The organism is Streptosporangium sp. NPDC050855 (assembly GCF_044456585.1).
GTDB classification, from domain to species: domain Bacteria; phylum Actinomycetota; class Actinomycetes; order Streptosporangiales; family Streptosporangiaceae; genus Streptosporangium; species Streptosporangium longisporum.
In genome coordinates this window covers 197,749-221,220 of the sequence record NZ_JBITFY010000008.1, presented here as the reverse complement: position 1 = coordinate 221,220, position 23,472 = coordinate 197,749, and the positions used below count along the sequence as shown (strand labels likewise).

Genomic DNA, 23,472 nt, shown 5'->3' with positions numbered 1-23,472 from the left:
GGGTGGCTCGGGTGGCTCGGTGAGGACGGCTAGGTGAGGGTGGCTCGGCCGGCTCAGGTCAGGGTGCAGGCCTCGTAGCGGACGGCGTTCGCGGTGCGGCTCCCCGAGGCCACGGCCAGGGTGCGGTTGAGCCACAGGTACCGCGCGTCACCGGTCTCGAAGCGGCAGAAGAGCCGGAAGTAGTACTCGGCGGGATCGACGGGTTCGCCCCTGGACAGGCGTTCCATGACCGGGGGCGGGCCGTGCCGTACCCCGCTGGTGGAGATGTACAGGTGCGCGCCGTCGTGGGTGCGCAGGGTGTAGCGGGTGTCGATGCTGGCCGTGCCGTCGGCGTGCAGGATCTGCCAGTCGGCCCCGCCGGGCAGCACGGTCCCGGACAGCCGCGCCCCCTCGAACGAGCCGCCCACGATGTTGATCACCCGGCGCCTGCCCCACGGGGTGTCGCCCAGGTCGAGGATCGGGTCGAGTTCCACGTGAAACGTGGCGAGCGGTTCGAGGTTCAACGGTCCACGCTCCAGGACGGGCGCTCGTTGAGCGAGACCGGGTCGAAGCCCGCCGTGCGCTTGTACGACGCGGCGATCTCGGCCCGCTCGGCGAACGGGATGACGCTCTCCACGTCGTCGAAACCGTCCGGCGCCCGGTCGTGGGCGAGCTTCATGACGACCTCGGGCCCCATCCTCCGGTTGGAGAGCTGCAGGGCGGTCGTCACCGGGCGCCTGGTCGCCTCGTACGCCGCCAGGTCGCCGCGGGCGAGGAAGTGGGCGAGCACCCGCGCGTCGACGATCGCCTGGGAGGCGCCGTTCGAGCCGATCGGGTACATGGCGTGGGCGGCGTCGCCCAGCAGGGTGACGTTGCCCGCCGTCCAGTACGGCAGCGGGTCGCGGTCGACCATCGGGTACTCGTAGGCCGCCTCGGCGCCGGTGATGATCCCGGGCACGTCCAGCCAGTCGAAGCGCCAGTCCGCGAAGTGCGCGGCGATCCGCGCCGGGTCCGCGGGACGGTTCCAGTCGGCGGGTCCCGAGGCCGCGCCGTCCACCGGCCGTTCGGCGATCCAGTTGATCAGTGTCCGCTCGCCCGTCGCGATCGGGTAGGCCACGAACTTCTGGGTGCCGTCACCGGCCATGATCATGGATCGCCCGGTCAGGAACGGCTCCCCGTACGTCGTGCCCCGCCACAGGAGAAGGCCGTTCCACGGCGGCGGGCCCTCGCCGGGGAACAGGTGGGCCCGGACGGCCGAGCGGATGCCGTCCGCGCCGACCAGCAGGTCGTCCGGGCCGATCGGCACCTCGTCCGTCCCGGCGCGCGGGGTGCCGGTGCCGGTGAAGGTGACGCGGCTGCCGGTGCGCACGGCCCGTGGGCCCAGGCGCTCGGTCACGGCCTCCAGCAGGAGCATCTGCAGGCGCCCGCGGTGGACGGAGTACTGGGGCCAGGCGTAACCGGCGTCGATCCCCCGGGGCTCGGACCAGATCGGCGTGCCGTACCGGTTGAAGTAGGCCAGCTCGGCGGTGGCCACCCCGGTCCCGGCCAGCCGGTCGGCGAGGCCGAGCTCGGTGAGCTCGCGCACGGCGTGCGGCAGCAGGTTGATGCCCACGCCCAGCGGGCGGATCCGTTCGGCCGCCTCGTGCACGACCACGTCCTCGAAGCCGGCCGCGTGCAGGCTGAGGGCCGTCGCCAGCCCGCCGATGCCGCCTCCGGCGATGACCACCCGCACGGGCGCCTCCGGTGAATGTTGTTATGGCCATAACAATATTCACGCCGTACCTCACCTGCGCAAGACTTGGCCGGTGGACAGAGCAGATCTGCGGTACGCCGCCTACGCCAGGGAACGCCTGGCGGCCATGCCGCCCCCGGCCGACGCGGAGGCCTTCGCGCTGGCGTACAACCTGCTTCAGCTGGCCTACCTGCTCGTCACCGACCTGGAGACCCGGATCCACCGCCCGCGCGGCTGGACCCTCCCCGGTTTCCGCCTGATGTTCAAGCTCTGGCTGCTCGGCCCCACCCGGCCCGTCAGGCTCGCCGAGATCTCCGCGATGTCCCGCTCGGCGGTGACCAACGCCGTCAACACGCTGGAGCGCGACGGCCTGGTCCGGCGCCGCCCGGACCCGGGCGACGGGCGGGCCGTGGTGGTCGAGCTCACCTCAGCGGGCGAGAGCGCGGTCCGGGAGATCTTCGCCGAGCAGACGCGCCGGGAGCAGGAGTGGTTCTCCCCGCTGGCGCCCGGCGAGCGCGACGAGCTCACCGGCCTGCTCGGCCGGATCCTCGCCGCCCGCCCGCGGGACGTCCCCTGACCTCCGGCACGCCCGCCCCGCTCCTTCCGCCTGCCCTTCCTGAGCATCCGCTCCGGGGGCCGTCCGCTCCGCCGATGCCGGACGCGCCGGGCCGGAAGGCGCCGGGTCAGGAGGCGTCGAGGCGGGCGACGAGCCTCTTGGGGGCGACGGCACGGTAGCTCTCCTCGACCCAGTCCAGGAGCACCTCGGTCTCCGGGAGCGGGCCGGTCAGCGGGATCGTCACCCAACCCGCCCTGCCCAGCCCGTACCCCGACGGCCGGGCGCCCGGGAGTGCCAGGGCGTGCCCGTTCGACTCCGGCAGCTTCACGCCGACGCTCGGACGCCACTTCTCCGTCGGCTCCTCGACGCCGAGGAAGATGAAGATCTTCTTGTTCACCTTGACGACCGTGTCGCCCCAGGGGTGATCCTCGTAGGCCTCCGGCAGTCGCAGCGCGAACTCGCGCAGCGTCTCGCGGACCTCGCGCCAACCGTCCATGGCGTCATTGTGGGCCCCGCCACCGACAGTTCCGGCGCCCCCGCCCGGGGACGCCGGGACGCCCCCCGCCCGGGGACGCCGGGACGCCGCGCGCCGGCGACGCCGGACACCGCGCGCGGGGAGACACGGAACACCGCGTGCCAGGGACGCGGGACGCCACGGGTCAGGGGCGCGGGACGCTGCGCAGGTTCGCCCTCGCCATGTCGATCATGCGTCCGACCCCGCCGGTGAGAACGATCTTCCCGGCGGCCAGCGCGAACCCCTTCACCTGCCCCGCGCTCACGTGCGGCGGCATCGCCAGCACGTCCGGATCGGTGACCACGTCCAGCAGGAAGGGGCCGGGCGTGGCGAACGCCGTCCGGAGGGCCTCGCGCACGTCCGCGGGGTCCTCCACGCGCAGGGACGCGATGCCGGCCGCGGCGGCGATGGCCGCGTAGTCGACGGGGGCGTTGTCGGTGCCGTGGTCGGGCAGCCCGTTCACCAGCATCTCCAGCTTCACCATGCCGAGCGAGGAGTTGTTGAACACCACGGTCTTCACCGGCAGGTCGTGCTGCCGGACGGTGAGCAGCTCCCCCAGGAGCATGGCCAGCCCGCCGTCCCCGGACAGGGACACGACCTGCCGTCCCCGGTCGGTGAACTGCGCGCCGATGGCGTGCGGGAGCGCGTTGGCCATGCTCCCGTGCCAGAACGAGCCGATGACCCGGCGGCGGGCGTTGGGGGTGAGGTAGCGGGCGGCCCAGACCGTGCACATCCCGGTGTCCGCGGTGAACACCGCGTCGTCGGCGGCCAGCTCGTCCACCAGGTTCGCCACGTACTCGGGGTGGATCGGCCGGTGCTTCCCGATGTCGTGGGTGTACGCCTCCACGACGTCCTCCAGCGCCTTGACGTGACGCGACAGCATCCTGTCCAGGAACCGGCGGTCCGTCTTCTGCGTGACGTGGGGCAGCACCGCGCGGACCGTCGCGCCGACGTCGCCGTGCACGGCCAGCTCCAGCGGGGTCCTGCGGCCCAGCCGCGCCGCGTCGTGGTCGATCTGGACCGTGCGCGCGCCGGGCAGGAAGTCGTCGTACGGGAAGTCGGTCCCGGCCAGCACCACCAGGTCGGCCTCGTGCATCGCCTCGTAGCAGGAACCGTACCCGAGCAGCCCGCTCATCCCCACGTCGTAGGGGTTGTCGTACTGGATCCACTCCTTGCCGCGCAGCGCGTGCCCGACCGGCGCGAGCGTGCGGCCGGCCAGCGCCATGACCTCGTCGCGGGCGTGCCGGGTCCCGGCGCCGCAGAACAGCATCACCTTCTCGGCCCGGTTCAGCGCGGCGGCCAGCTCGGCCACCTGGTCGGCGGGCGGTATCACGGTGCCCGTGCGGGTCAGCAGGTCGTGCTCGCCCAGCGACTGCGGGACGTCCAGGTCGGCCACGTCGCCGGACAGGACCACCACCGAGACGCCGCCGAGGCCGATCGCCCGCTGGACGGCGGTCCGCAGCACCCTGGGCATCTGGCCGGGTGAGGCGATCGTCTCGCAGAAGTGGCTGCACTCCACGAACGACCGCTCGGGGTGGGTCTCCTGGAAGAACCCGGTGCCGATCTGCGTGGAGGGGATCTGGGCGGCCAGCGCGAGCACCGGGGCGCCGCTGCGGTGGGCGTCGTAGAGTCCCTGCAGCAGGTGCGTGTTACCGGGCCCGCAGCTTCCCGCGCAGACCGCCAGGCGCCCGGTGACCTGCGCCTCGGCCGCCGCGGCGAACGCCCCGGCCTCCTCGTTGCGCACGTGGACCCACTCGATGCCCCCGTTGACGCCCCCCGTCTTCCTGATGGCGTCGACCACCGGGTTCAGGCTGTCGCCCACCACCCCGTAGATCCGCTCCACCCCGGTCTGGCGCAGGACCTCGATGAACTGTTCCGCGACGGTCGCCATGGTGCCCCCTCGTGTACGGCGTCACCGGGGTACGTCACCGTATTTCGGCGGATCACTCCGTTCGCCTCGAGATCGCTCTCGGGTCACTCCCCGAGGAGGTGGTCCAGCAGGAGCCGGGAGACCGTTTCGGGCCGCTCGGCGCCGGCCAGGTGCGCCGCCCCGGCCACGACGACCAGCCTGGAGCCCGGGATGCCCGCGGCGATCAGCTCCGCGTGCTCGGGGGGCGTGGCCGGGTCCTCGGCCCCGGCGAGCACCAGCGTGGGCGCGGTGATCAGCGGAAGGTCGGGTCGCAGGTCCATGGCCCCGATCGCCTCGCAGCAGGCGGCGTACCCGGCGGCGGAGACCTCGCCGAGCATCCTCACGTACGGCTCCGTCCCGGTGTGGCCGGGGGTGAACCAGCGGGCCGCGGCCGCCTCCGCCAGCGAGGCGGTGCCCGCCTCGCGGACCGTGGCGGCCCGCTCCGCCCAGTAGGCGGGGGTGCCCAGTCTCGCGGACGTGCACAGCAGCGCGAGCCGGTCGATCCGTTCCGGCGCGTGCGCGGCCAGCCACATGCCGATCATGCCGCCGAGCGAGAGCCCGGCGAAGGAGACCCGGGGCATCTCCAGCCGGTCGAGCAGGTCCAGCACGCCGCGGCCCAGCTCGGCGATGGAGCCGGCACCGCCCTCGGGGGAACCCCCGTGCCCGGGATGGTCGAGGCGGACGACCCGGAAGCGGGGGGTCAGCGCCTCCATCTGGGGGTCCCACATCCGCAGCGTGGTGCCCAGCGAACCGGCCAGCACGACCGGCGGGGCGTCGGCGGGACCCGCGATCTCGTGATGCAGCATGTTCACCTACCGAACATGAGTTCCTTATCCGGACACACCGGAGCGTAGACGATGGGAGCGCCGGAGGGACGCGTCCGGGTCCGGCCATGTGCTGTCACCTCCCGTGTCACCGCGCTTACCATGCGGTCGAGCTCAACACCCCGGGAGGGTCCGATGACCGGCCAGAACGTCGTGAACGTGTCCGCGGACGCGTCCACCTACGTGTTCGACAACGACGGCGACCACTCGGGCGACCAGCATCGCCACCTCGCCCGGTTGCTCGACCCGCTGACCTTCGGACGCCTGGAGTCGGCCGGGGTCGGGCCCGGCTGGAACTGCCTGGAGGTGGGTGCCGGAGGGGGAAGCGTGGCGCTCTGGCTGGCCGAGCGGGTGGCGCCGCACGGGCACGTGCTGGCGACCGACATCAAGCCCGGCCTGATCCCCTCGCGGGAGGGGCTGACCGTCGTCCGCCACGACATCGTCGCCGACCCGCTGCCGGAGGGCGCGTTCGACCTGATCCACGCCCGCCTCGTGCTCAGCCACCTGCCGCGGCGCGACCTGGTGCTGCGGCGCCTGTGCGCCGCGCTGCGCCCCGGTGGCCTGCTGCAGCTCGACGAGATCGACATCACCCGGTGGGCGGAGCCGTCCGTCCCGGACGGCCACGAGGTCTACGGTGCCTACGTCCGGGCCATGGCCCGTGTCCTGGGAGCGGCGGGGAGCGACCCGACCTGGGGCGCGCGGGTCGGGGGAGAGATGGCCCGGGCCGGGCTGGTGGACGTCGATCCGGTGCGCTGGACCGAGGTGTGGAGGCCGGGCTCCGCCGGGCTGGACCTCATGATCAGCAACAGCCGTCACCTGCAGGACCGGCTGGTGGAGGCCGGGATGACCCCCGACCGGCTCCGCGAGGTCCGCGAGGTGATGTCGGCCCCCGGATTCAGCGCCCCCTCGTTCGAGATCCACTCCGTTCTCGGCCGCAGGGCTTTCGGCGGTTGAGGGGACGGGCCGCTCTCCCGCCGCCCGGCCGCATCCGGCCATCTCGGTAAGGGGGTGTTTCGCCGGGTTTGACCGTTCACCGCGCCGGGGATGGGGACGATTCACAGGGCCCTGTCACGGGTTCGGTCACGGGCCGGTCATGGGGACCGGCCCTCGATCACCTCGGGAAAGGGGTCGGGGCGCGGGGTCCGGCTCCGAGTCGATCCGTGCCCGGCCGTGACAGGTGGTGTCCGGCCCATTTACGGCCGCTGTGATGTGTGCCACCCTCCCTAACAAAGCTCTAGAAGCGGATTCTAGATTTTGGTTACAGGAAGGCCGGCGCATGGTCGACACGCCCACCACCCCCCGCCTGAAACTCGGAGCACCCCGCAACGGAGAGATCGACGCGACCTCCCGGGCCCCCTACGGCTGGGCGCCCCTGGCCGTGCTCTTCGTCGTCGGGCTCGTCGACCGCATCGAGCACAACCTGCTCGCGGGTGTGCTGCCGCTCCTGCAGGCCGAATGGGGCTTCAGCGACACCGTGGCGGGTTCCATCCCGACCGCCTCGGCCCTGGCCGCCGCCCTGGTGGCGCTTCCCGCCGGGTACATCGCCGACCGGCGCAGCCGCACCCGGATCATCACCGTCGTCGTCTTCTGCTGGGCGCTGGCCACGCTCGGTTCGGGCCTGGCCACCAGCTTCGCGCTCTTCTACATGATGCGGGTCTTCCTCGCCGCCGCCGAGAGCATCGACAACCCGGCGGCCGGCAGCCTGCTGGCCGACTACTATCCGCCGGCCTCCCGCGCCCAGGCCTACGGCTGGACCCGTATCACCGCCTACCTGGGCGGCATCGGCACGCTGCTCGGCGGCGTGCTCGCGGAGGCGTTCGGCGACTGGCGCAGCGCCTTCCTGATCATGGTCGTGCCCGGCGTGCTCACCGCCCTGCTCGTCTGGCGGCTCCGCGAGCCCGAGCGCGGGCATCTCGACCGGCTGTTCGCCGAGCGGACCGGCGCCGGCGCCGGCGCCGGTTCCGGTTCCGGTCCCGGGGCCGAGGCCCCCGACGGTCTCGGTCCCGAGCCCGCCCTCGACGTCGCGGGGGGCTCCGGCATCGGTGCCGGCACCTCCGACCTGGGGGGCGTCGGCGGCGGTTCCGAGAGCGGCTCCACCCGTCCGGCGTCCGCCAGGCAGCCGTTCGCCCGCCAGTTCCGCGAGGTCATCACCATCCCCACCCTGCTCGCGGTCTCCTTCGGCCTGATGCTGGTCAGCCTGGGCCTGGGCGGGGTCTTCTACTGGCTCCCCTCGCTGCTGGTGCGCAACTTCGGCATCGGCATCGGGGCCGCGGGTTCGCTGAGCGGCCTGATGACCATCGTCGGGGTGGTCGGCGGGACGCTGATCGGCTCCTGGCTGGGCCGGGTCTGGCACGGCACCCGCAAGGGAGGCAGGCTCCTGGCGGGCGGCGGTGGCATCACGGTGGGCTCGGCCACCCTGGCCGCCGCGCTCACGATGAACTCCCTCGCCCTGTTCTGCGTGGTGCTGACCCTCTCCAGCGTGCTGATGTCGATGGCCATCCCCAACCTGACCGCCTCCCTCGCCGACGTGGTCCCCGCCGCCTCCCGGGGGATCGGGTTCGCCATCCTGCAGCTGTTCCTCACCGGGGGCGTGGCGTTCGGCCCGCTCATCGTCGGCATCGTCTCCGACGGCACCGGCTCGCTGGTCTCGGCCATGTACGCCCTGATCGTGCCGATGGTCGTGGGCGGCCTGATCACCCTGTCCGCGCGCGGCTTCTTCGAGCGTGACGCGCGACGGGTGCTGGAGGCGGCCCGCCGCTGACCCGTCCGGACCCGCGGCGCCGCCCGGATCCCCGGTACCGTCCGGGGGTCCGGGCGGACGGTGACGACAGGAGGGGAGGGACGCGCGGGCGAGGGCGGCGGGGTCCCGGGCCGCGCCGGCGGCGGTGGATCGTCCGGGCGGAGGCCCCACCCGGATGAACAGGCATAATGCGCCAGAAGCGGTATTTTATCGGGAATTGCTCACCCGAACCGGTGTGAACATTGATACTTAAAGTTCGCTCCTGTGGCTTGAAGCTGGATCTGTCCCATGGGCATAGTGTGTCGAATCACATACGCAACGGTTACGGCGTGCGACCGCGGGACACCGTTCCCCCGGCCGTGAGCCCCCTGCAGGAACCGCGGATTGGACAGGTCGAATGAGTTCCCCCCCGCCGATCCGCTCCAAGATCCTCAAGATTCTCATCATCCCGATCCTCGCGCTGGTCGCGCTGTGGTCGTTCATGGCCTACTCGACCGTCGTGGAGGTCAGCGGCCTCTCCACGACCCTGAACCGCTGGGAGTCGATCGGGGCGCCGATCCGGCAGCTGATCGTCGAGTTCCAGAACGAGCGCAGGCTCAGCGCGAGCGCGGCCGACCGTACCGGGCAGGACAGGGCGCTGGCCGACCAGCGCAGGATCACCGACGGCAAGGTGGAGGTGGTGCGCGAGGTGATCGCGTCCGCCGCGGCCCACGAGCCCGGTAACGCCCCCGCCGACGTACGGGTGCTGGAGTCGGCGATGGACGGGCTGGACGCGCTGCGCGTCTCCGCGGACAGCGGTTCGATGAGCGCGATCCAGGTGACCGAGGCCTACAACGCGTTCATCGGCGCGGCCAACCGGCAGTTCGGCGACCCGGTGTCGCTCCCCGAGGTCTCCTCCTTCCGCGTCGTCCGCGGCCTGGGCGCCTACAGCAGCACCGCCGAGTACCTGGGCAGGGAGCAGGCCATCCTCATCCCCGTGCTGAAGCGCGGCGAGATGACGCAGGCCGAGCACGCCGCCTTCGTCGCGGCGATGACCAGCCGCAGGAACTTCCAGGCCAACGCGGACCGCGACATGGGCCCCGAGCTGAAGGCGCGCTACCAGCAGGTCGTCGGGGACGCGCCCCACCAGCGGCTCCAGGCGGCGGAGAACACGATCTTCGCGTGGGACCTGAAGGGCAGGCCGCCGCTGGACGCGGCCGCCTGGAAGCGCGACTCCCAGACGGTCCTGGACACCATCACCCGGCAGACCCAGGAGGAGCTGGCCAGGGCCACCGCCAAGGGCGAGACGCTCAAGCGCGACGCCCTGCTGCGCATCGGCCTGGTCCTCGGCCTGGGCCTGCTCGCCATCGTCGCCTCGGTGCTGGTCTCCTACCGGTTCGGCCGATCCATGATCGGCGAGCTGAGGCGGCTGCAGGCCTCGGCCGTGGAACTGGCCGAGGAGCGGTTGCCGCGGCTGGTCGAGCGGCTGCGCAAGGGCGACGACGTCGACCCGGCGACCGAGGCCCCCGAGCTGGAACCGGCGGAGACCGCCGAGGTGGACCGGGTCGTGCAGGCGTTCTCCAGTGTGCGGCGCACCGCCGTGGAGGCCGCGGTCGGGCAGGCGACGCTCCGCAAGGGCGTCGGCCAGGTCTTCCTCAACCTCGCCTGGCGCAACCAGGCGCTGCTGCACCGCCAGCTCAGCCTCCTGGACGCGATGGAGCGCCGCATCGAGGAGCCGGAGATCCTGGAGGACCTCTTCAAGCTCGACCACCTGACCACCCGCATGCGGCGGCACGCGGAGAACCTGATCATCCTGTCCGACGCGGCGCCCGCCCGCAGGTGGCGCGACCCGGTGCCGATCTTCGACGTGGTGCGCAGCGCCGTGCTGGAGGTCGAGGACTACACCCGCGTCACCGTCCTGCCCATGCCGCAGGCCCCGATGCTGGTGGGCGGCGCGGTCACCGACCTGATCCACCTCATCGCCGAGCTGGTGGAGAACGCCACCGCCTTCTCGCCGCCGAACACCGTGGTCCACATCCGGAGCATGTCGGCGGCCAACGGCTTCGCGCTGGAGATCGAGGACCGGGGCCTGGGGCTCAACCGGGCGACCCTGGACGAGCTCAACGCCAAGCTGGCCGAACCGCCGGAGTTCGACCTGGCCGACAGCGACCGGCTCGGCCTGTTCGTCGTCGCCAGGCTCGCGTCCCGGCACGGCATCAAGGTCGTGCTGCGGCCCTCGCCCTACGACGGGACCACCGCGATCGTGCTGCTGCCGTCCACCCTGCTCGCGGTGGAGGAGGTGCCGGTCTTCGAGGTCTCGCAGCGCTCCCGCCAGGGCGGCGCCCACGCGGCCGGGCAGCCCCGGGCGCTGGACATGCAGCCCGAGTCGTGGCCCAGGACGCTGCCCGGCGTGCCGGAGCGGCAGCCGGCCGCGCCGGTGCCCGAGCCGGTGACCGGGTGGTTCCCGGCCCAGGAGCGGCAGGAGCAGCCCTCCACCGTGCCCGTCCGGCAACCGGCCGCCGTGCCGGAGGCCGACGACGACGACCTGGACGGGCTCCCCGTCCGGGTACGGCAGGCCAATCTGGCGCCACAGCTTCGCCAGACGCGTTCCCCGGTGCGGCGTGGTGAGGTCTCCACGCGGACGCCGGAGGAACTCTCGAACCTCATGTCGTCCATGCAGCAGGGCTGGCAGCAGGGCCGTAGCCGGTGTGAGCAGGACCAGGACGTGTGGACCCGAAAGGAGAGTCGCCCCGATGCCCGACCCCAGATCTGAACTGAGCTGGCTGCTCGACGACCTGACCCAGCGGGTCCCGGGCATCCGGCACGCCATCGTGCTGTCCTCCGACGGGCTGGCGATGGGCGGCTCCCGGCAGCTGACCCGGGAGGACGCCGAGCACCTGTCCGCGATCTCCGCGGGAAGTCACAGCCTCGCGCTGGGCGCGGGCCGGCACTTCGGCCTCGGCGGCGTACGGCAGACCATCATCGAGCTGGAGGGCGGTTTCCTGTTCGTCACCGCGGCGGGGCAGGGGGCCAGGCTGGCCGTGCTCGCCGCGGGCGACGCCGAGCTGGGCATGGTGACGTACGAGATGGCCCTGCTGGTCAAGCGCGTCGGCGAGCACCTGTCCGCGCAGCCGAGGGGGGCCGCCCCGGCGCCCGCCTGGAACGGTGTGAGGTCATGACGGGGGAGGATCCCGGGCCCTTGATCAGGCTGTTCGGGGTGACCGGCGGCAGGGCCCGCCCGGTCGGGGAGAGCTTCGACCTGGTGGCCATCGTCACGACCGTCGACGTGCCGGCCGAACCGGTCGGGCTGATGCCCGAACATCTCGACGTGCTCTCCTCGTGCCGCCGTCCCACCCCGGTGGCCGACGTGGCCGCGCACCTCCGGCTGCCGCTCAACATCACCCGCGTCCTCCTCAGCGAGCTGAGGCGAGAGGGCCTGGTCACCATCGACCGGCCCCGCCCGGTGGGGAAGACGATCGACGAACGTATATACAGGGAAGTGCTCCATGGAATACGCGGCCTCTGAGCCGGGAACGAGCCCGGCAGACACTCCGGCGATGGCCATCAAGATCCTTGTGGCCGGTGGTTTCGGAGTCGGGAAGACGACCATGGTGGGCACGATCAGCGAGATCAGGCCGCTGCACACCGAGGAACTGCTGAGCGAGCGCGGCGTCGGCGTGGACGACCTCTCGGGCGTGGAGTCGAAGATCACCACCACCGTGGCGCTGGACTTCGGCCGGATCACCATTCGCGAGGGGCTCTGGCTCTACCTGTTCGGCACCCCGGGCCAGGACAGGTTCTGGTTCATGTGGGACGAGCTCTCCGTGGGCGCGCTCGGCGCGGTCGTGCTCGCCGACACCCGCCGCCTGCAGGACTGCTTCCCCGCGGTGGACTACTTCGAGCAGCGCGGCCTGCCGTTCGTGGTGGCGGTCAACTGCTTCGACGGCGCGCGGCGGCACGACCCGGCCAAGATCCGCCGGGCCCTGGGCCTGGACGGCGTGGCCCCGATCGTGCTGTGCGACGTGCGCCGGCGCGAGTCGGTCAAGGAGGTGCTGACCACGCTGGTCACCTACTCGGCCGGGGGCGCCTTCCAGGAGGCCCACGCCGGGGTCTGACCGCACTCGCCGGAAGGCTCAGCGGGACGTCCGGCCGGTGGCCTGGCGACTGTCGCGCTCACCGAGGAGCCGCGCGGTCTCCGGGGAGACCTCGGTGGCCAGCACGGCGGACACGACGTCGACCAGGTGGCTGGTGAAGAGCCGGTCGTCCTTCCCCTCCGGCCCGGCGGCGCGCCGGGCGAGCTCCACGTACGTCACCCGGATGGCCATGAAGCGCTGGTGCAGCCGGGTGACGGCGACCTCGGGCAGGAGCGGGGCCACCAGTTCCCGCCACCGGTTGATGCTCTGCCCGGGATCGGCCTGCCTGCCGCGCAGGGCGGGCACGCCGGCGCGGTGCACGAGCTGCTCCATGATCCTCAGGTAGGCGCGGCCGCCGTCGGGGTCGGCCAGCTTCGCGGCCATCGGCCGCACCAGCGCGCCCGCGAGGGCACGGCGGGCCCCGGCGCCGGGTGGCTCGTCCCTGGACTCGTACTCGTCGAGGAGCTGGTGGCGGCGGGCCTCGATCTCGGGATGGTGCTTGGCCAGCACCGCGGCCAGCAGACCGGCGCGGTCCCCGAAGTGGTACTGCAGCGCGGTCGAGTTCCGCTGCCCGGCGGCGGCGTTGATCTCGCGGAGCGACACGCCGTCGATGCCCCGCTCGGCGAAGAGCAGCTCGGCCGCCGCCACCAGCCGCCTGCCGGTGGCCTCCGGGTTGGGGGGCATGGGAACTCCTGCCTTGCCGGTGGATGTGCCGATGACTATGGTAATAATGCACGTGTCTGAAAACGTCGATCAGCCGCATCAAAGGTCGCGGCCCACGGCACAGGATAGAGGCGATCGGCGTGACGCCCGTGCCTCCCGGGACTCCCGGTGACCTTCCGCGACCTGCCGACACGTCACGGAACCGGTAACCGGTCAAGGGGAGAGCATGGCCATCGACTTCACCCTCGCACCCGAGCACGAGGAGATCCGCCGCCGCGTGCGGGTCTTCATCCAGGAGACCGTCGTCCCGGCCGTCGAGGGCCTCGACGTGGAGAAGGGGACCGGACGCGACGAGTACCTCCGCGTCATCTTCGACCTGCGCGCCAAGGCGAAGGCCGAGGGGCTGTGGCTGCCGCACATGCCCGTCGAGTGGGGCGGGATGGGGCTCGGTCACGTCGAGCTCGCCATGGTGCAGTCGGAGGCGGCCAGGACCCGGCTCGGGCCGTGGGTCCTCAACTGCTCGGCGCCCGACGAGGGCAACATGCACACGCTGCTGCACTGGGGCACCGACGAGCAGAAGGAGAGGTACCTCAGGCCGCTGCTCAAGGGCCACGCCATGTCGTGCTTCGCGATGACCGAGCCCGAGGTGGCCGGGTCGGACCCCACGCTCATCCGTACCCACGCCGTCAAGGACGGCGATGAATGGGTGATCAACGGTCACAAGTGGTTCATCTCCAACGCCCGCCGGGCGAGCTTCGCCATCCTCATCGCCAAGACCGAGCTCGACGTGCCCGAGGGCTCGCGCGGCGGCAACACCGCCTTCCTCGTCGACCTCCCGCAGCAGGGGTGGAACGACGTCCGCGAGGTCGAGACGATGCACGGCTCCACCGGGCACAGCGAGATCGTCATCACCGACCTGCGGGTGCACGACGACCAGATCCTCGGCGGGCGCGGGAACGGCCACCGGCTCGGCCAGTACCGGCTAGGCCCGGCGCGGCTGGCGCACTGCATGCGCTGGATCTCCCAGGCCGAGACCGCGCTCGACATGATGGTCGACCGCGCGCTCAACCGCTACAGCCACGGGTCGCTGCTGGCCGAGAAGCAGGGCATCCAGTGGCTCATCGCCGACTCTGCCATGGAGCTCTACCAGTGCAAGCTCATGGTCCTGCACGCCGCCTCGAAGATCGACAAGGGTGAGGACTTCCGCACCGAGGTCTCGATGGCGAAGCACTTCGTGGCCAACAGCCTCAACCGGATCGTGGACCGCGCCGTCCAGGTGCACGGCGCGCTCGGCTACTCGACCGACACCCCGCTGGCGAACATGCTCCAGCACGCCCGCTGGGCCCGCTTCGCGGACGGCGCCGACGAGATCCACCAGATGCGCATCGCCGAGCGTACGATCGCGGCGTACCGGAGCACGGGATCGACCAACGCCGCCACCGGAGGACTGCCGCTGTGAGCACGCAGGAGACGAACACGGGAACCGCCGGGAACGACGGCACGGGGGGCGGGCTGCTCAGCGGCCTGGTCCCGCAGCCTCCGGTACAGGCGTCCAACATGGTCCGCGGCGACGACCTGGAGGGAAGGGTCGCCCTCGTCACCGGCGGGAGCAACGGCATCGGCGCGGGCGTGGCCCGGCGCCTGGCCTCCGGCGGGGCCCGCCTCGTCCTCGCCGACATCGACGACGCCGCGGGCGAGAAGCTCGCCGGCGAGCTGGACGCGACGTACGTCCACTGTGACGTCTCGCGCCTGGAGGACAACGAGGCGGCGGTGGCGACCGCGGTCGAGCGGTACGGCAGGCTCGACCTCGCCTTCCTCAACGCGGGCGTCTCCTCGGGCTGCGGGGTGGGCGAGGACTTCGACCTCCGGCGCTACCGCCTGGCGATGGGCGTCAACCTCGACGGCGTGGTGTTCGGGGTGCACGCCGCCCTGCCCGCGCTGCTGGCGGCGGGCGGCGGCACCATCGTGGCCACCGCCAGCATGGCCGGCATCGTCGGCATCCCGTCCGACCCGATCTACGCCGCCAACAAGCACGCGGTCGTCGGGCTGGTCCGCACGCTCGGCCAGGACCTCCGGTCGCGAGGGGTGAGGGTGCAGGCGCTCTGCCCCTCCTTCGCCGACACCGCGATCCTGGGCGAGGGCAAGGCGGTGCTGGAACAGCTCGGCTTCCCCGTCCTGGAGGTCTCGGACGTGGTGGAGACGTTCATGCGGCTGCTCGACAGCGAGGGCACCGGCGAGTGCTGGTTCGTGATCCCCGGCCGGGAGAGCCAGCCCTTCGCCTTCCGCCGCGCCCCGGGGCCGCGTACCTGAGACGTCTCCGGCGGTCCGGAGCTTCGACGACCGAGGCTCCGGAGCCGACGCTCGTCATTCTGTACAGTTCTCTATATAGTTCGTGCATGGCTGTTCTTCATGACGCGACCGAACTCACGGTCACCGAGGCCGCGCAGCGCGGGGTGGCTCGTCTGGTGGCCGACGCGGAGCAAGGCGCGGACCTGGTGGTGACCCGTCGGCACCGGCCGGTCGCGGCCGTCGTGAGCATGCGACGTCTCGACGAGCTGGAAGAGGCCGCGGCTGATCTGCGGGATCTGGCTCTGGTTCTCGTCAGGGCTTCCACCGACAGCGGACGGCGGACGCCGATCGACGATGTCCTTTCCGCTTTCGGGCACACCCGCGAATCGCTGGCCGCGATCCCGGACGACGACGAATAGCGATGTCCGACGTCGTATTCACCGATCCGGCCGTCGACGATCTCCGGAGGATCGGTCCGGACGCCGTCCCCGAGATCCTGAAGAAGATCCTCCTGCTCCTCGAGAACCCCGAGGCCGGTTACCCGCTGGGCGGCGAACTGACCGGGTTCCGCAAGCTCGTCGTCGGGCGGAACACGTGGCGGGTCGTCTACCGGATCACCGATGACAAGACGGTCGAGATCTGTGAGATCTGGGCGGTCGGGGAGAGGGCCGACGCCGAGGTCTATGCCGAAGCCACGGCGCGGATCCGAGCGGCCGGTGGTTCTCGTCCCGACATCGTGCGGCTGGGCGAGGTCATCGACCGCCTGGGAACTCTGACCGGCCACCTTCACGTCGCCGAGACGCCCGCGCGGGAGCCGGTTCCCGACTGGCTCGCCGATCGCCTGATCTACACGGTCGGCATGGCCCGGGAGGACGTGGCCGCGCTCGGCCTGGAGGAAGCCGTGGATCTCTGGACGGAGTTCCGTTCGGGGCCGCGTTAGCCCTCCGCCGTTCGGGAACCGGAACGGCGTACGGCGAGGGCCGGTCGACGGCGGGTCGCCGCGACGACGGTGGCACCCGTGACACCACGTCATGCGTTCACGCCGGCCACGTCATGTCCGGTCATGACGTGGCCGCACTGCCCGGTGGGCGCGCCGGCTGATGGGATCGACGACATGTCCTCCACACCGGTCATCGACGTCGAACGTCTGAATCTCACCTACGGCGACTTCCACGCCGTGAAGGACCTGTCCTTCCAGGTACGGCAGGGGGAGCTCTACGCGCTGCTCGGCACGAACGGGGCGGGGAAGACCTCGGCCCTGGAGGCCGTCGAAGGTCACCGCAGGGCCACCTCGGGCACCGTGCGGGTCTTCGGGCGGAGCCCGCACGACCGGCGCGCCGTGCGGCCCAGGATGGGCATCATGCTGCAGGAGAGCGGGTTCTCCCCGGACCTGACGGTGAGGGAGTCGGTCCGGCTGATCGGACGGCTCACCCGGCGCACGGACACGGTCGAGCGCGTGCTCGGCGTCGTGAACCTCACCCGCAAGGCCGGCACCAAGGTGGCCCAGCTCTCCGGCGGCGAGAAGCGGCGCCTGGACTTCGCCACCGCCGTGTACGGAACACCTGAGCTGATCTTCCTGGACGAGCCCACCACCGGCCTGGACATCCGGTCCCGGGACGATCTGTGGGACACCGTGGGCAGGCTGCGCGAAGCCGGCTCCACCGTCGTCCTGACCACGCACTACCTGGAGGAGGCGCAGCAGCACGCCGACCGCATCGGTCTCATGCACGGGGGCGTCCTCCACCGGGAGGGGACCGTCTCCGAGCTGACACAGGCCATGCCCGCCGCCGTCCGCTTCTCCCTGCCGGTCCCCGCCCCGGCGGTGCCGCTGCCGCTGCCGGCCGTACGCGACGGCGACGGGACGTTCCTCGTCGAGACCTTCGGCCTGCAGAAGGACCTGCACGTTCTGCTGGGCTGGGCGCAGGAGCACTCGGTGGAGTTGCGGGGACTCCAGGCCGGACCGACCCGGCTCGACGACGTCTTCCGCGCCATCGGCAACGGCTGAGACCGGCCGGACCCTCCAACGAAAGGACCTTCGTCATGCTCTCGATCGCTCTCGGCGAGCTGATCCAGATCTTCCGGAACCGGCTGGTCCTGGTCACCGGTCTCGTCATGCCCGCGGTGGTCAGCGGGTTCTTCATCCACCGGCACGAGGCCTTCGCGACCCTGGGCAGCCTCGGGTACATCGCGGCGATCACGATGTTCACCGTCGGGGCGTTCGGGCTCTACACCACCGCGGTGACCACCCTGGCCTCCCGCAGGCAGAACCTCTTCCTCAAGCGGCTGCGCTCCACCGCGGAGGGCGACGCCGGCATCCTGTCCGGGCTGCTCCTCCCGATCACCGTCATCTCGCTGGTCCAGGTGGCCGTGATCATGACCGTGCTGGCCACGGTCGCGAGCGGGCCGGACAACGTCCTCCTCCTGGTGGCGGCCGTCCTCTCGATGATGATCATGATGCTCGGCCTGGCGCTGGCCACGGCGGGACTGACGAACTCCCCCGAGCACGCGCAGGTGACCACGCTGCCCGTCAGTCTCGGCACCATCGCCGTGGCCAGCTGGGTGGGCATCACCGGCACCGGGGAACTCACCCTGCTCAAGCGGCTGCTTCCCGGCGGCTCGGCCACCGAACTGGCCGTCACCGCCTGGAACGGGGGCGTTCCCGTCACCGAGTCCCTGATGCTCCTGGCGCCCACGCTGGGCTGGGTGGTCGTCGCCGTCGTGCTGGCCTCCCGGATCTTCCGCTGGGAACCGCGCCGATGACGACGCCCGTCTCCACCTGGGGAACCTCAGCCTCGCCGGTCTCTGGGCCCGGTCCCTGCGGAGCCCCGTACCGCAGGGCCGTCGCTCACCGAGACGGCGCCCGCGGGGCACAGGTGCCGGGCCCGGCGGACGGCGGCGTGCAGCCCGGGCGGGGGCGTCTCGTCCAGGAGCACGACGGTTCCGCTCTCCTCGCTCTGGTCGAAGACCTCGGGCGCGGTGAGCGCGCACATGCCCGCCCCGATGCACGACGCCGCGTCCGCGGTGACCCTCATGCCGTGGCCTACCACGCGACCGGCAGCGCTCGCACGCCGTAGATGGACATGGTGTCGCGCATGGCCACCTGTTCGGCCGGTACGGCGAGACGGAGCCCGGGGAAACGGTCGAACAGCATCGGGAAGGCGATGCGCATCTCCACGCGGGCGAGCTGCTGCCCCAGGCACTGGTGCAGCCCGTGGCCGAACGTCAGGTGCCCGCTCGCGGAGCGGGTGACGTCCAGGCGGTCGGGGTCGGGAAAGCGCGAGGGGTCACGGTTCGCGCCCGGCACCGAGAGCGCCACCACCTCGCCGGCCCTGATGAGCTCGCCCTCCACCTCGACGTCCTCCAGGGCGGCCCGCGTCGGGCCGATGTGGATGACGCTGAGGAAGCGGAGCAGTTCCTCGACCGCGTTGTCGATCAGCGAGGGGTCGGCGCGCAGCGTGGCGAGCTGGTCGGGGTGCTCCAGCAGGGCGAACGTGCCGAGCCCGAGCATGTTGGCCGTGGTCTCGTGTCCCGCGGCGAGCAGCAGGAACCCCACGTTGCGCAGTTCCTCGTCGGTCAGCTCCCCGTCCTCGATCAGGCCGCCGAGCAGGTCGTCGGTGGGGTCGGCGCGCTTGAGGGCGATGAGCCGTGCGAAGAAGGAGGCGATGCCGGCGAGCGCCGTGCGGATCTCCTCGGGCGAGGACTCCAGGTTCAGCAGCGCCGAGGTGGCGTGCTGGAACTCGTCGCGGTCGGCGTACGGGACGCCGAGCAGCTCGCAGATCACCAGCGAGGGGATGGGGAGTGCGAACTCGCTGACCAGGTCCAGGGGCGGCCCGGCCTTCTCCATCGCGTCCAGCCGCTCCCGGGTGATCTCCCGGATCCGGGGCTCCAGCCCCTTCATCCGCCGCACCGTGAACTGCGCGGTGAGCGGCTTGCGGTAGCGGGTGTGGTCGGGCGGGTCCATCCGGATGAACATCCCCGGCTCGGCCGGTCCGCGCATCTCCTGCATCAGCGGGAAGGGGACCGGGATGTTCAGCAGCTCGCGGCGGGAGCTGAACCGGGGGTCGGCCAGGATCGCCCGTACGGCCGAGTGGCCGGTCACCAGCCATCCGATCCGGCCGTCGGGATAGGCCAGCCGGGCGATGGGCCGTTCCTCGCGCAGCGAGGCCAGCCGCTCGGGCGGGTCGAAGGGCCCGGGGCGTCCGGTGGGGAAGGTGATCGCCTCGGATCGGGACTGGGTCATCCGCCGTCGTTCCTCTCGTGATGCGCTCCGTCCCCTCCAGAAAACTACATCAAGTGTAAAATTGCAACAGATGCATAATCTTAGGAATGGATTAGGCTGTTCCGCATGGACGACGGGACGGGCCTGCGCGAGCGCAAGAAGTTGCGCACCCGTCACGCCCTCGTCGAGGCGGCGCTGGAACTCTTCATGGAGAAGGGCTACGAGCAGACGACGGTCTCGGAGATCGCCGCCGCCGCCGACGTCTCCACCCGCACCTTCTTCAGCTACTTCGCGAGCAAGGAAGACGTGATCTTCCACAACGCGCGCGAGGGCATCGACCGCGCCCTGACGGTGCTCGCCGAGGCCGCGCCCGGGGAGCGGGCCGCCGACCTACTGGGCCGCGTCCTCGCCACCGGCTTCGCCGCGATCGAGCCGGACGACCGGATCCGCCGGGAGATCGCCCCGATCAACCACCTCACGCTGACCGTCCCCTCGCTCCGGGCGCGGGGCCTGCTGCTCCTCTTCGACGTCCAGCGGGAGCTCGCCGAGGCCCTGCACCGGGCCTGTCCCGACGAGCTGAACCTGACCGAGGCGTCGGCCGCCGTCGGCGCGGTGATCGGCGGCGCCAAGCTCGCCGCCTTCGTGCGCATGAGTCACGGCGCCTCCGCCGAGGAGATGCTGCGTGCCGGCCGGGAGGCCGCCGAGTTCGCCCTGGCCGCCCTCCGCGCCGCCCCCCCGGCCTCTCGCCCCTCCGGCTCCCCGGCCCCCTGACCCTCTGCTCCTCCGCCCTGTTCCGATCGAGAGGCGCGGGAAAGGGCACGGCCCGCGCCGGGGTGGCGCGGGCCGTGCGTGCGCGACCTCAAGATCACGCGGTGCCCCCGGGGGCCGCGCGGTCACGGCTCGGTGCCGGCCGTGCGGTGGCCCCGGGACCGTGCGTGCGGATCTAGGAGGCGGGAACGGTGTCGACCCAGGTGGTCGAGGACGAGCGGTAGCCGTTGACGCGGTTCAGCACGTCGGCCGGTGCGACGACCTCGTTCTTGGAGTGGTAGAACCAGTCGACCTGCTGGATGTACTCGCGCGGGGTCGCCGAGCCCACCAGGCCGCCGTTGATGAACCAGAGGTTGAAGTTCACCGACTGCGCCGTCTCCGGGTAGTAGATGCCGCCGTGCTCGGCGAAGAGGGCTCCGTCGATGTAGTACCTGATCTGGCCGCCGGAGACCTGGAGGACCAGGTCGTGCCAGCCCGCGTAGCTCTGCCTGACCTCGGTGTGGACGTTCACCGCCTCCCAGGGCTCGTTACGGTACGTCTCCCACGAGGTGGTGTACATGATGTTGGCGGGCTCTCCCCAGCCGCCGTTGGGCAGGTACTCGAAGTCCTGCTCGCTGTAGTCGGGGTCCATGTCGAAGGCCAGGGGCGTGATCGTGAAGAAGGTCTGCACGATGTGGTCGCCGTCGGGCCCGCTGATCGGGGCGTCGGAGAACTTCACCCGGGCCGCGTAGGTGCCCTCCAGGAACTTGCGCTGGTGCAGCACCTCCGACTGCCGGGTCCCCGCCGCCGTGCCGTCGGTACCGGCCTTGAGCTGCAGCGCCCTGTTGCTGCCGGAGAGCGTGGGGAAGCTCACGTTCTGCTTGGGCCAGCTCGCCCCGGGCACGCCGGGACCGCCGCTGTTGGTGCGCACGGTCCAGTTGTGCGCGGTGATGGCCGGGTCGTCGGCGCTGGTGTAGGCGAAGTCGTCGAACACCACCCCGGCACCCCCGGGGTTGCTGGGCGTGGGCGTGGGAGTGGGGGTCGGGCCGCCGCCGCCCGCGGGCGGGGTGCCCCAGACCAGGGCGCCGTTGTGGTGCACGGTGACCTTGGTCCAGTCGCCGTACGTGGTGCGGGCCGGGCCGAAGGAGTGGTCGTCGCTCTGGGTGATCCGCTGCCAGTCGGCACGGTGGAAGCGCAGCTGCAGGTCACCGGTGCGCGCACCGGGGGCCAGGGTGCCGGAGGTGAAGCCCACCTCCAGGTAGCGGTCCGCGGTGGCCGTACCGGGGGACAGGGTGCCGAAGGCGCCGGTGATCGTGGAGCAGGAGATCGTCGCCCACGAGCACGCGAAGCGGTACTGCGGCGATCCGGCGTCCGCCTTGAAGTAGTAGCGGATCTTCACACCGTTCAGCGGTACGGCCGAGGTGCCGTCGTTGGCCAGGTTGAACCAGGGCTCGACCTGGTCGGCGGTGGCTCCGGTGGCGCTCGTCTTGTACTGGAGCCGCAGGGACTGCTGGGCGGCGGCCGGGCCGGCCGTGACACCCACCAGCGCGAGCAGCAGGACGGGCAGGAGCCCGCCGATCAACAACTTTCCGCGCACGTTCTTTCCTTTCGTCGGTGCTTTCCGAGGTCTGCGGGTACCGGACGGAAGGGCCGGGTGGCCTGCGGTCCCGTGCGTGGGGGTCGGGGGTCTGGGGGTTCTCCAGGGTCTCGATGGTCTCCAGGGTCTCGGTGGTCTCGGTGATCTCGGTGGTCCGGGGCGGTCCGGGTGCCCGCGGGGAGCGGGCCGCGGGCCGGCGCGGGGGTCAGGGGATGAGCGGGCCGCCCCGGACGCCCAGGGCGCCGAGCCGGTCGAGGTGCGGGCCGAGGCGGGCCAGGAAGCCGGGGTAGTCGCCGGCCGTGCCCCAGGCGACCTCGGCGAACGCGCACATCCTGGGCAGGGCCATGAACTCGACCCGCTCGGGGGTGGGCATGTACTCGGTCCACAGCTGGCACTGCACGCCCCGCGCGGCCGGGTCGGGTGCGAACGCGTAGGTGTCGGCCAGGGTGAGGACGTGCTCCTGGACGGTCTTCCGCTCGTCACCGGCGGGCCCGTCACCGGAACCGCCGGGACCGTCGTCCCGTGTCTCGAAGGGGCCCGCGGAGGGACGGTAGTCGAAGTAGGTCCGGGTGTGCGGCGCCAGGATGATCTCGTTGTCACCGCGGTCGGCCTGCTCGTCCCGCCAGATCATGACGGTGGTGCCGGGGGTGGGCTCGCGGTCGGGCTCGTCCCAGCAGACCAGCCTGCGCGAGTGCTTCTCCAGGTGGGCGGCCATCCGGCCGATGAACCAGGCGCACGCGTCCTGCGGCCCGGCCAGGCCCAGCTCCGCCAGCCGCCGCCGCGCCGCCGGGGAGGCCTCCCACTCGGCGGTGGGGCACTCGTCCCCGCCGACGTGCACGTACGGGCCGGGGAAGAGCTCGCACACCTCGTCGAGCACGTCCTGGCAGAAGCGGACGGTGGACTCCTCCAGGTTGAGGACGTGCTCGCTGATCCCCCACTCGGTCCAGACCTCCACCCTCCGGTCCGGGTCGTTGCCCAGACGGGGGTAGGCGGCGATGGCGGCCTGGGCGTGGCCGGGCATCTCGATCTCCGGCACCACGGTGACGAAGCGTTCCGCCGCGTACGCGACGATCTCCCGGATGTCCTCGCGCGTGTAGAACCCGCCGCGCCGCGCGCCGACCTCGGTGAGCAGGGGGTAGCGCTCGATCTCCAGCCGCCACCCCTGGTCGTCGGTCAGGTGCAGGTGCAGCACGTTGAGCTTGTGCTCGGCGAGCAGGTCGACGAGGCGCAGCACGAACGCCTTGGGCATGAAGTGGCGGGCGACGTCCAGCATCACCCCGCGCCAGGCGAACCCGGGCCGGTCCTCGATGATCCCGGCCGGGATCGCCGGTCCCAGCTGGGCGAGGGTCCGCGAGCCGTAGAAGCGGCCGGCCGGGCCGCCCGCGGTGAGCTCGACGCCCGAGGGGGAGACCGCGATGCGGTACCCCTCCTCACCGAGGGACGGGTCGTCGGGCATCGGCCGCAGGAGATCGCGCCGGAACGGGACGGGGTCCCCGCCGGTCGCCACGACGTCCCGCGGTCTCGGAATGATCACGTTGTCTTCCCTTCACGGCGCTCCCTGACGGGCACGCCTGCAGGCGGTGCGGGGCGG

The 23,472-nt window shown here is 71.8% G+C and carries 24 protein-coding genes; 14 read left to right on the top strand and 10 right to left on the bottom strand.

Annotation, left to right across the window (positions count from 1 at the left end; translation table 11 throughout):
- Positions 1 to 53: 53 nt before the first annotated feature.
- On the bottom strand, positions 54 to 503 hold the full coding sequence (locus ACIBCT_RS18170) for a DUF3237 domain-containing protein (RefSeq protein WP_399189844.1): 450 nt from the start codon (positions 501 to 503) through the stop codon (positions 54 to 56).
- A complete protein-coding gene (locus ACIBCT_RS18165; protein WP_399189842.1) occupies positions 500 to 1,711 on the bottom strand; it encodes a flavin-dependent oxidoreductase in 1,212 nt (403 codons plus the stop codon). Before ACIBCT_RS18165 ends, ACIBCT_RS18170 begins: the two co-directional genes overlap by 4 nt.
- A gap of 73 nt (positions 1,712 to 1,784) precedes the next feature.
- On the opposite strand from ACIBCT_RS18165, the gene ACIBCT_RS18160 reads away from it, so the two are divergent.
- Positions 1,785 to 2,288, top strand: coding sequence for a MarR family winged helix-turn-helix transcriptional regulator (locus tag ACIBCT_RS18160; protein ID WP_399189840.1), 504 nt, complete (start codon positions 1,785 to 1,787; stop codon positions 2,286 to 2,288).
- A 106-nt stretch (positions 2,289 to 2,394) separates the two neighbouring features.
- Here ACIBCT_RS18160 and ACIBCT_RS18155 read toward each other — a convergent pair whose 3' ends face one another.
- From ACIBCT_RS18155 to pcaD, 3 genes are all read right to left on the bottom strand, one after another.
- On the bottom strand, positions 2,395 to 2,763 hold the full coding sequence (locus tag ACIBCT_RS18155; protein WP_399189838.1) for an MmcQ/YjbR family DNA-binding protein: 369 nt from the start codon (positions 2,761 to 2,763) through the stop codon (positions 2,395 to 2,397).
- Positions 2,764 to 2,926: 163 nt separating this feature from the next.
- A complete protein-coding gene (locus tag ACIBCT_RS18150; RefSeq protein ID WP_399189836.1) occupies positions 2,927 to 4,672 on the bottom strand; it encodes a pyruvate dehydrogenase in 1,746 nt (581 codons plus the stop codon).
- Between the two features lie 83 nt (positions 4,673 to 4,755).
- A complete protein-coding gene (gene pcaD, locus ACIBCT_RS18145; RefSeq protein WP_399190035.1) occupies positions 4,756 to 5,496 on the bottom strand; it encodes a 3-oxoadipate enol-lactonase in 741 nt (246 codons plus the stop codon).
- Positions 5,497 to 5,649: 153 nt separating this feature from the next.
- Here pcaD and ACIBCT_RS18140 point away from each other — a divergent pair, with 153 nt between their 5' ends.
- From ACIBCT_RS18140 to ACIBCT_RS18115, 6 genes are all read left to right on the top strand, one after another.
- The gene (locus ACIBCT_RS18140; protein WP_399189835.1) at positions 5,650 to 6,468 is read left to right on the top strand and encodes a class I SAM-dependent methyltransferase; all 819 of its coding nucleotides are present in this window, start codon (positions 5,650 to 5,652) and stop codon (positions 6,466 to 6,468) included.
- 322 nt (positions 6,469 to 6,790) lie between these two features.
- Positions 6,791 to 8,275 (top strand): MFS transporter, encoded by a 1,485-nt coding sequence (locus tag ACIBCT_RS18135; RefSeq protein ID WP_399189834.1) that lies wholly within the window; start codon positions 6,791 to 6,793, stop codon positions 8,273 to 8,275.
- Positions 8,276 to 8,651: 376 nt separating this feature from the next.
- Positions 8,652 to 11,006, top strand: coding sequence for a nitrate- and nitrite sensing domain-containing protein (locus tag ACIBCT_RS18130; RefSeq protein ID WP_399189833.1), 2,355 nt, complete (start codon positions 8,652 to 8,654; stop codon positions 11,004 to 11,006).
- Positions 10,987 to 11,412, top strand: coding sequence for a roadblock/LC7 domain-containing protein (locus ACIBCT_RS18125; protein WP_344893106.1), 426 nt, complete (start codon positions 10,987 to 10,989; stop codon positions 11,410 to 11,412). The genes ACIBCT_RS18130 and ACIBCT_RS18125 overlap by 20 nt, the downstream gene beginning before the upstream one ends.
- A 20-nt stretch (positions 11,413 to 11,432) precedes the next feature.
- Positions 11,433 to 11,759, top strand: coding sequence for a DUF742 domain-containing protein (locus ACIBCT_RS18120; protein WP_344893109.1), 327 nt, complete (start codon positions 11,433 to 11,435; stop codon positions 11,757 to 11,759).
- Entirely contained in the window at positions 11,740 to 12,348 is a 609-nt protein-coding gene (locus ACIBCT_RS18115) for an ATP/GTP-binding protein (protein WP_344893112.1), read from the top strand. Before ACIBCT_RS18120 ends, ACIBCT_RS18115 begins: the two co-directional genes overlap by 20 nt.
- Before the next feature lie 18 nt (positions 12,349 to 12,366).
- Here ACIBCT_RS18115 and ACIBCT_RS18110 read toward each other — a convergent pair whose 3' ends face one another.
- Positions 12,367 to 13,050 (bottom strand): TetR/AcrR family transcriptional regulator, encoded by a 684-nt coding sequence (locus ACIBCT_RS18110; RefSeq protein WP_399189832.1) that lies wholly within the window; start codon positions 13,048 to 13,050, stop codon positions 12,367 to 12,369.
- A 205-nt stretch (positions 13,051 to 13,255) separates the two neighbouring features.
- Between ACIBCT_RS18110 and ACIBCT_RS18105 the strand changes: the two genes are divergently transcribed.
- The 6 genes from ACIBCT_RS18105 to ACIBCT_RS18080 all read left to right on the top strand — a co-directional run bounded on the left by ACIBCT_RS18105 (position 13,256) and on the right by ACIBCT_RS18080 (position 18,078).
- A complete protein-coding gene (locus ACIBCT_RS18105; RefSeq protein WP_399189831.1) occupies positions 13,256 to 14,488 on the top strand; it encodes an acyl-CoA dehydrogenase family protein in 1,233 nt (410 codons plus the stop codon).
- On the top strand, positions 14,485 to 15,339 hold the full coding sequence (locus ACIBCT_RS18100; RefSeq protein WP_399189829.1) for an SDR family NAD(P)-dependent oxidoreductase: 855 nt from the start codon (positions 14,485 to 14,487) through the stop codon (positions 15,337 to 15,339). The genes ACIBCT_RS18105 and ACIBCT_RS18100 overlap by 4 nt, the downstream gene beginning before the upstream one ends.
- Before the next feature lie 86 nt (positions 15,340 to 15,425).
- The gene (locus ACIBCT_RS18095; protein ID WP_399189826.1) at positions 15,426 to 15,737 is read left to right on the top strand and encodes a type II toxin-antitoxin system Phd/YefM family antitoxin; all 312 of its coding nucleotides are present in this window, start codon (positions 15,426 to 15,428) and stop codon (positions 15,735 to 15,737) included.
- 2 nt (positions 15,738 to 15,739) lie between these two features.
- Positions 15,740 to 16,258 carry a type II toxin-antitoxin system RelE/ParE family toxin gene (locus ACIBCT_RS18090; protein ID WP_399189824.1) on the top strand — a complete coding sequence of 173 codons (519 nt, stop codon included), beginning with the start codon at positions 15,740 to 15,742 and terminating at the stop codon, positions 16,256 to 16,258.
- A 174-nt stretch (positions 16,259 to 16,432) separates the two neighbouring features.
- Entirely contained in the window at positions 16,433 to 17,323 is an 891-nt protein-coding gene (locus ACIBCT_RS18085) for an ABC transporter ATP-binding protein (RefSeq protein WP_399189822.1), read from the top strand.
- A 35-nt stretch (positions 17,324 to 17,358) separates the two neighbouring features.
- A complete protein-coding gene (locus tag ACIBCT_RS18080) occupies positions 17,359 to 18,078 on the top strand; it encodes an ABC transporter permease (protein WP_399189820.1) in 720 nt (239 codons plus the stop codon).
- Between the two features lie 26 nt (positions 18,079 to 18,104).
- Here ACIBCT_RS18080 and ACIBCT_RS18075 read toward each other — a convergent pair whose 3' ends face one another.
- Together ACIBCT_RS18075 and ACIBCT_RS18070 are read right to left on the bottom strand one after the other, a co-directional pair.
- On the bottom strand, positions 18,105 to 18,350 hold the full coding sequence (locus ACIBCT_RS18075) for a ferredoxin (protein WP_399189818.1): 246 nt from the start codon (positions 18,348 to 18,350) through the stop codon (positions 18,105 to 18,107).
- An 8-nt stretch (positions 18,351 to 18,358) separates the two neighbouring features.
- The gene (locus tag ACIBCT_RS18070; protein ID WP_399189816.1) at positions 18,359 to 19,558 is read right to left on the bottom strand and encodes a cytochrome P450; all 1,200 of its coding nucleotides are present in this window, start codon (positions 19,556 to 19,558) and stop codon (positions 18,359 to 18,361) included.
- A 105-nt stretch (positions 19,559 to 19,663) separates the two neighbouring features.
- Here ACIBCT_RS18070 and ACIBCT_RS18065 point away from each other — a divergent pair, with 105 nt between their 5' ends.
- Positions 19,664 to 20,308, top strand: coding sequence for a TetR/AcrR family transcriptional regulator (locus ACIBCT_RS18065; RefSeq protein ID WP_399189814.1), 645 nt, complete (start codon positions 19,664 to 19,666; stop codon positions 20,306 to 20,308).
- A gap of 172 nt (positions 20,309 to 20,480) precedes the next feature.
- Here ACIBCT_RS18065 and ACIBCT_RS18060 read toward each other — a convergent pair whose 3' ends face one another.
- A complete protein-coding gene (locus ACIBCT_RS18060; protein ID WP_399189812.1) occupies positions 20,481 to 21,881 on the bottom strand; it encodes a cellulose binding domain-containing protein in 1,401 nt (466 codons plus the stop codon).
- Positions 21,882 to 22,086: 205 nt separating this feature from the next.
- On the bottom strand, positions 22,087 to 23,415 hold the full coding sequence (locus ACIBCT_RS18055; RefSeq protein WP_399189809.1) for a beta-N-acetylhexosaminidase: 1,329 nt from the start codon (positions 23,413 to 23,415) through the stop codon (positions 22,087 to 22,089).
- Positions 23,416 to 23,472: the final 57 nt, after the last annotated feature.

Coding starts and splice junctions, on each gene's coding strand:
- ACIBCT_RS18155 (WP_399189838.1), bottom strand. CDS start 2,763: ATGGACGGTTGGCGCGAGGTCCGCGAGACGCTGCGCGAGTTCGCGCTG.
- ACIBCT_RS18150 (WP_399189836.1), bottom strand. CDS start 4,672: ATGGCGACCGTCGCGGAACAGTTCATCGAGGTCCTGCGCCAGACCGGG.
- pcaD (WP_399190035.1), bottom strand. CDS start 5,496: ATGCTGCATCACGAGATCGCGGGTCCCGCCGACGCCCCGCCGGTCGTG.
- ACIBCT_RS18140 (WP_399189835.1), top strand. CDS start 5,650: ATGACCGGCCAGAACGTCGTGAACGTGTCCGCGGACGCGTCCACCTAC.
- ACIBCT_RS18135 (WP_399189834.1), top strand. CDS start 6,791: ATGGTCGACACGCCCACCACCCCCCGCCTGAAACTCGGAGCACCCCGC.
- ACIBCT_RS18130 (WP_399189833.1), top strand. CDS start 8,652: ATGAGTTCCCCCCCGCCGATCCGCTCCAAGATCCTCAAGATTCTCATC.
- ACIBCT_RS18125 (WP_344893106.1), top strand. CDS start 10,987: ATGCCCGACCCCAGATCTGAACTGAGCTGGCTGCTCGACGACCTGACC.
- ACIBCT_RS18115 (WP_344893112.1), top strand. CDS start 11,740: ATGGAATACGCGGCCTCTGAGCCGGGAACGAGCCCGGCAGACACTCCG.
- ACIBCT_RS18110 (WP_399189832.1), bottom strand. CDS start 13,050: ATGCCCCCCAACCCGGAGGCCACCGGCAGGCGGCTGGTGGCGGCGGCC.
- ACIBCT_RS18105 (WP_399189831.1), top strand. CDS start 13,256: ATGGCCATCGACTTCACCCTCGCACCCGAGCACGAGGAGATCCGCCGC.
- ACIBCT_RS18095 (WP_399189826.1), top strand. CDS start 15,426: ATGGCTGTTCTTCATGACGCGACCGAACTCACGGTCACCGAGGCCGCG.
- ACIBCT_RS18090 (WP_399189824.1), top strand. CDS start 15,740: ATGTCCGACGTCGTATTCACCGATCCGGCCGTCGACGATCTCCGGAGG.
- ACIBCT_RS18085 (WP_399189822.1), top strand. CDS start 16,433: ATGTCCTCCACACCGGTCATCGACGTCGAACGTCTGAATCTCACCTAC.
- ACIBCT_RS18080 (WP_399189820.1), top strand. CDS start 17,359: ATGCTCTCGATCGCTCTCGGCGAGCTGATCCAGATCTTCCGGAACCGG.
- ACIBCT_RS18075 (WP_399189818.1), bottom strand. CDS start 18,350: ATGAGGGTCACCGCGGACGCGGCGTCGTGCATCGGGGCGGGCATGTGC.
- ACIBCT_RS18070 (WP_399189816.1), bottom strand. CDS start 19,558: ATGACCCAGTCCCGATCCGAGGCGATCACCTTCCCCACCGGACGCCCC.
- ACIBCT_RS18065 (WP_399189814.1), top strand. CDS start 19,664: ATGGACGACGGGACGGGCCTGCGCGAGCGCAAGAAGTTGCGCACCCGT.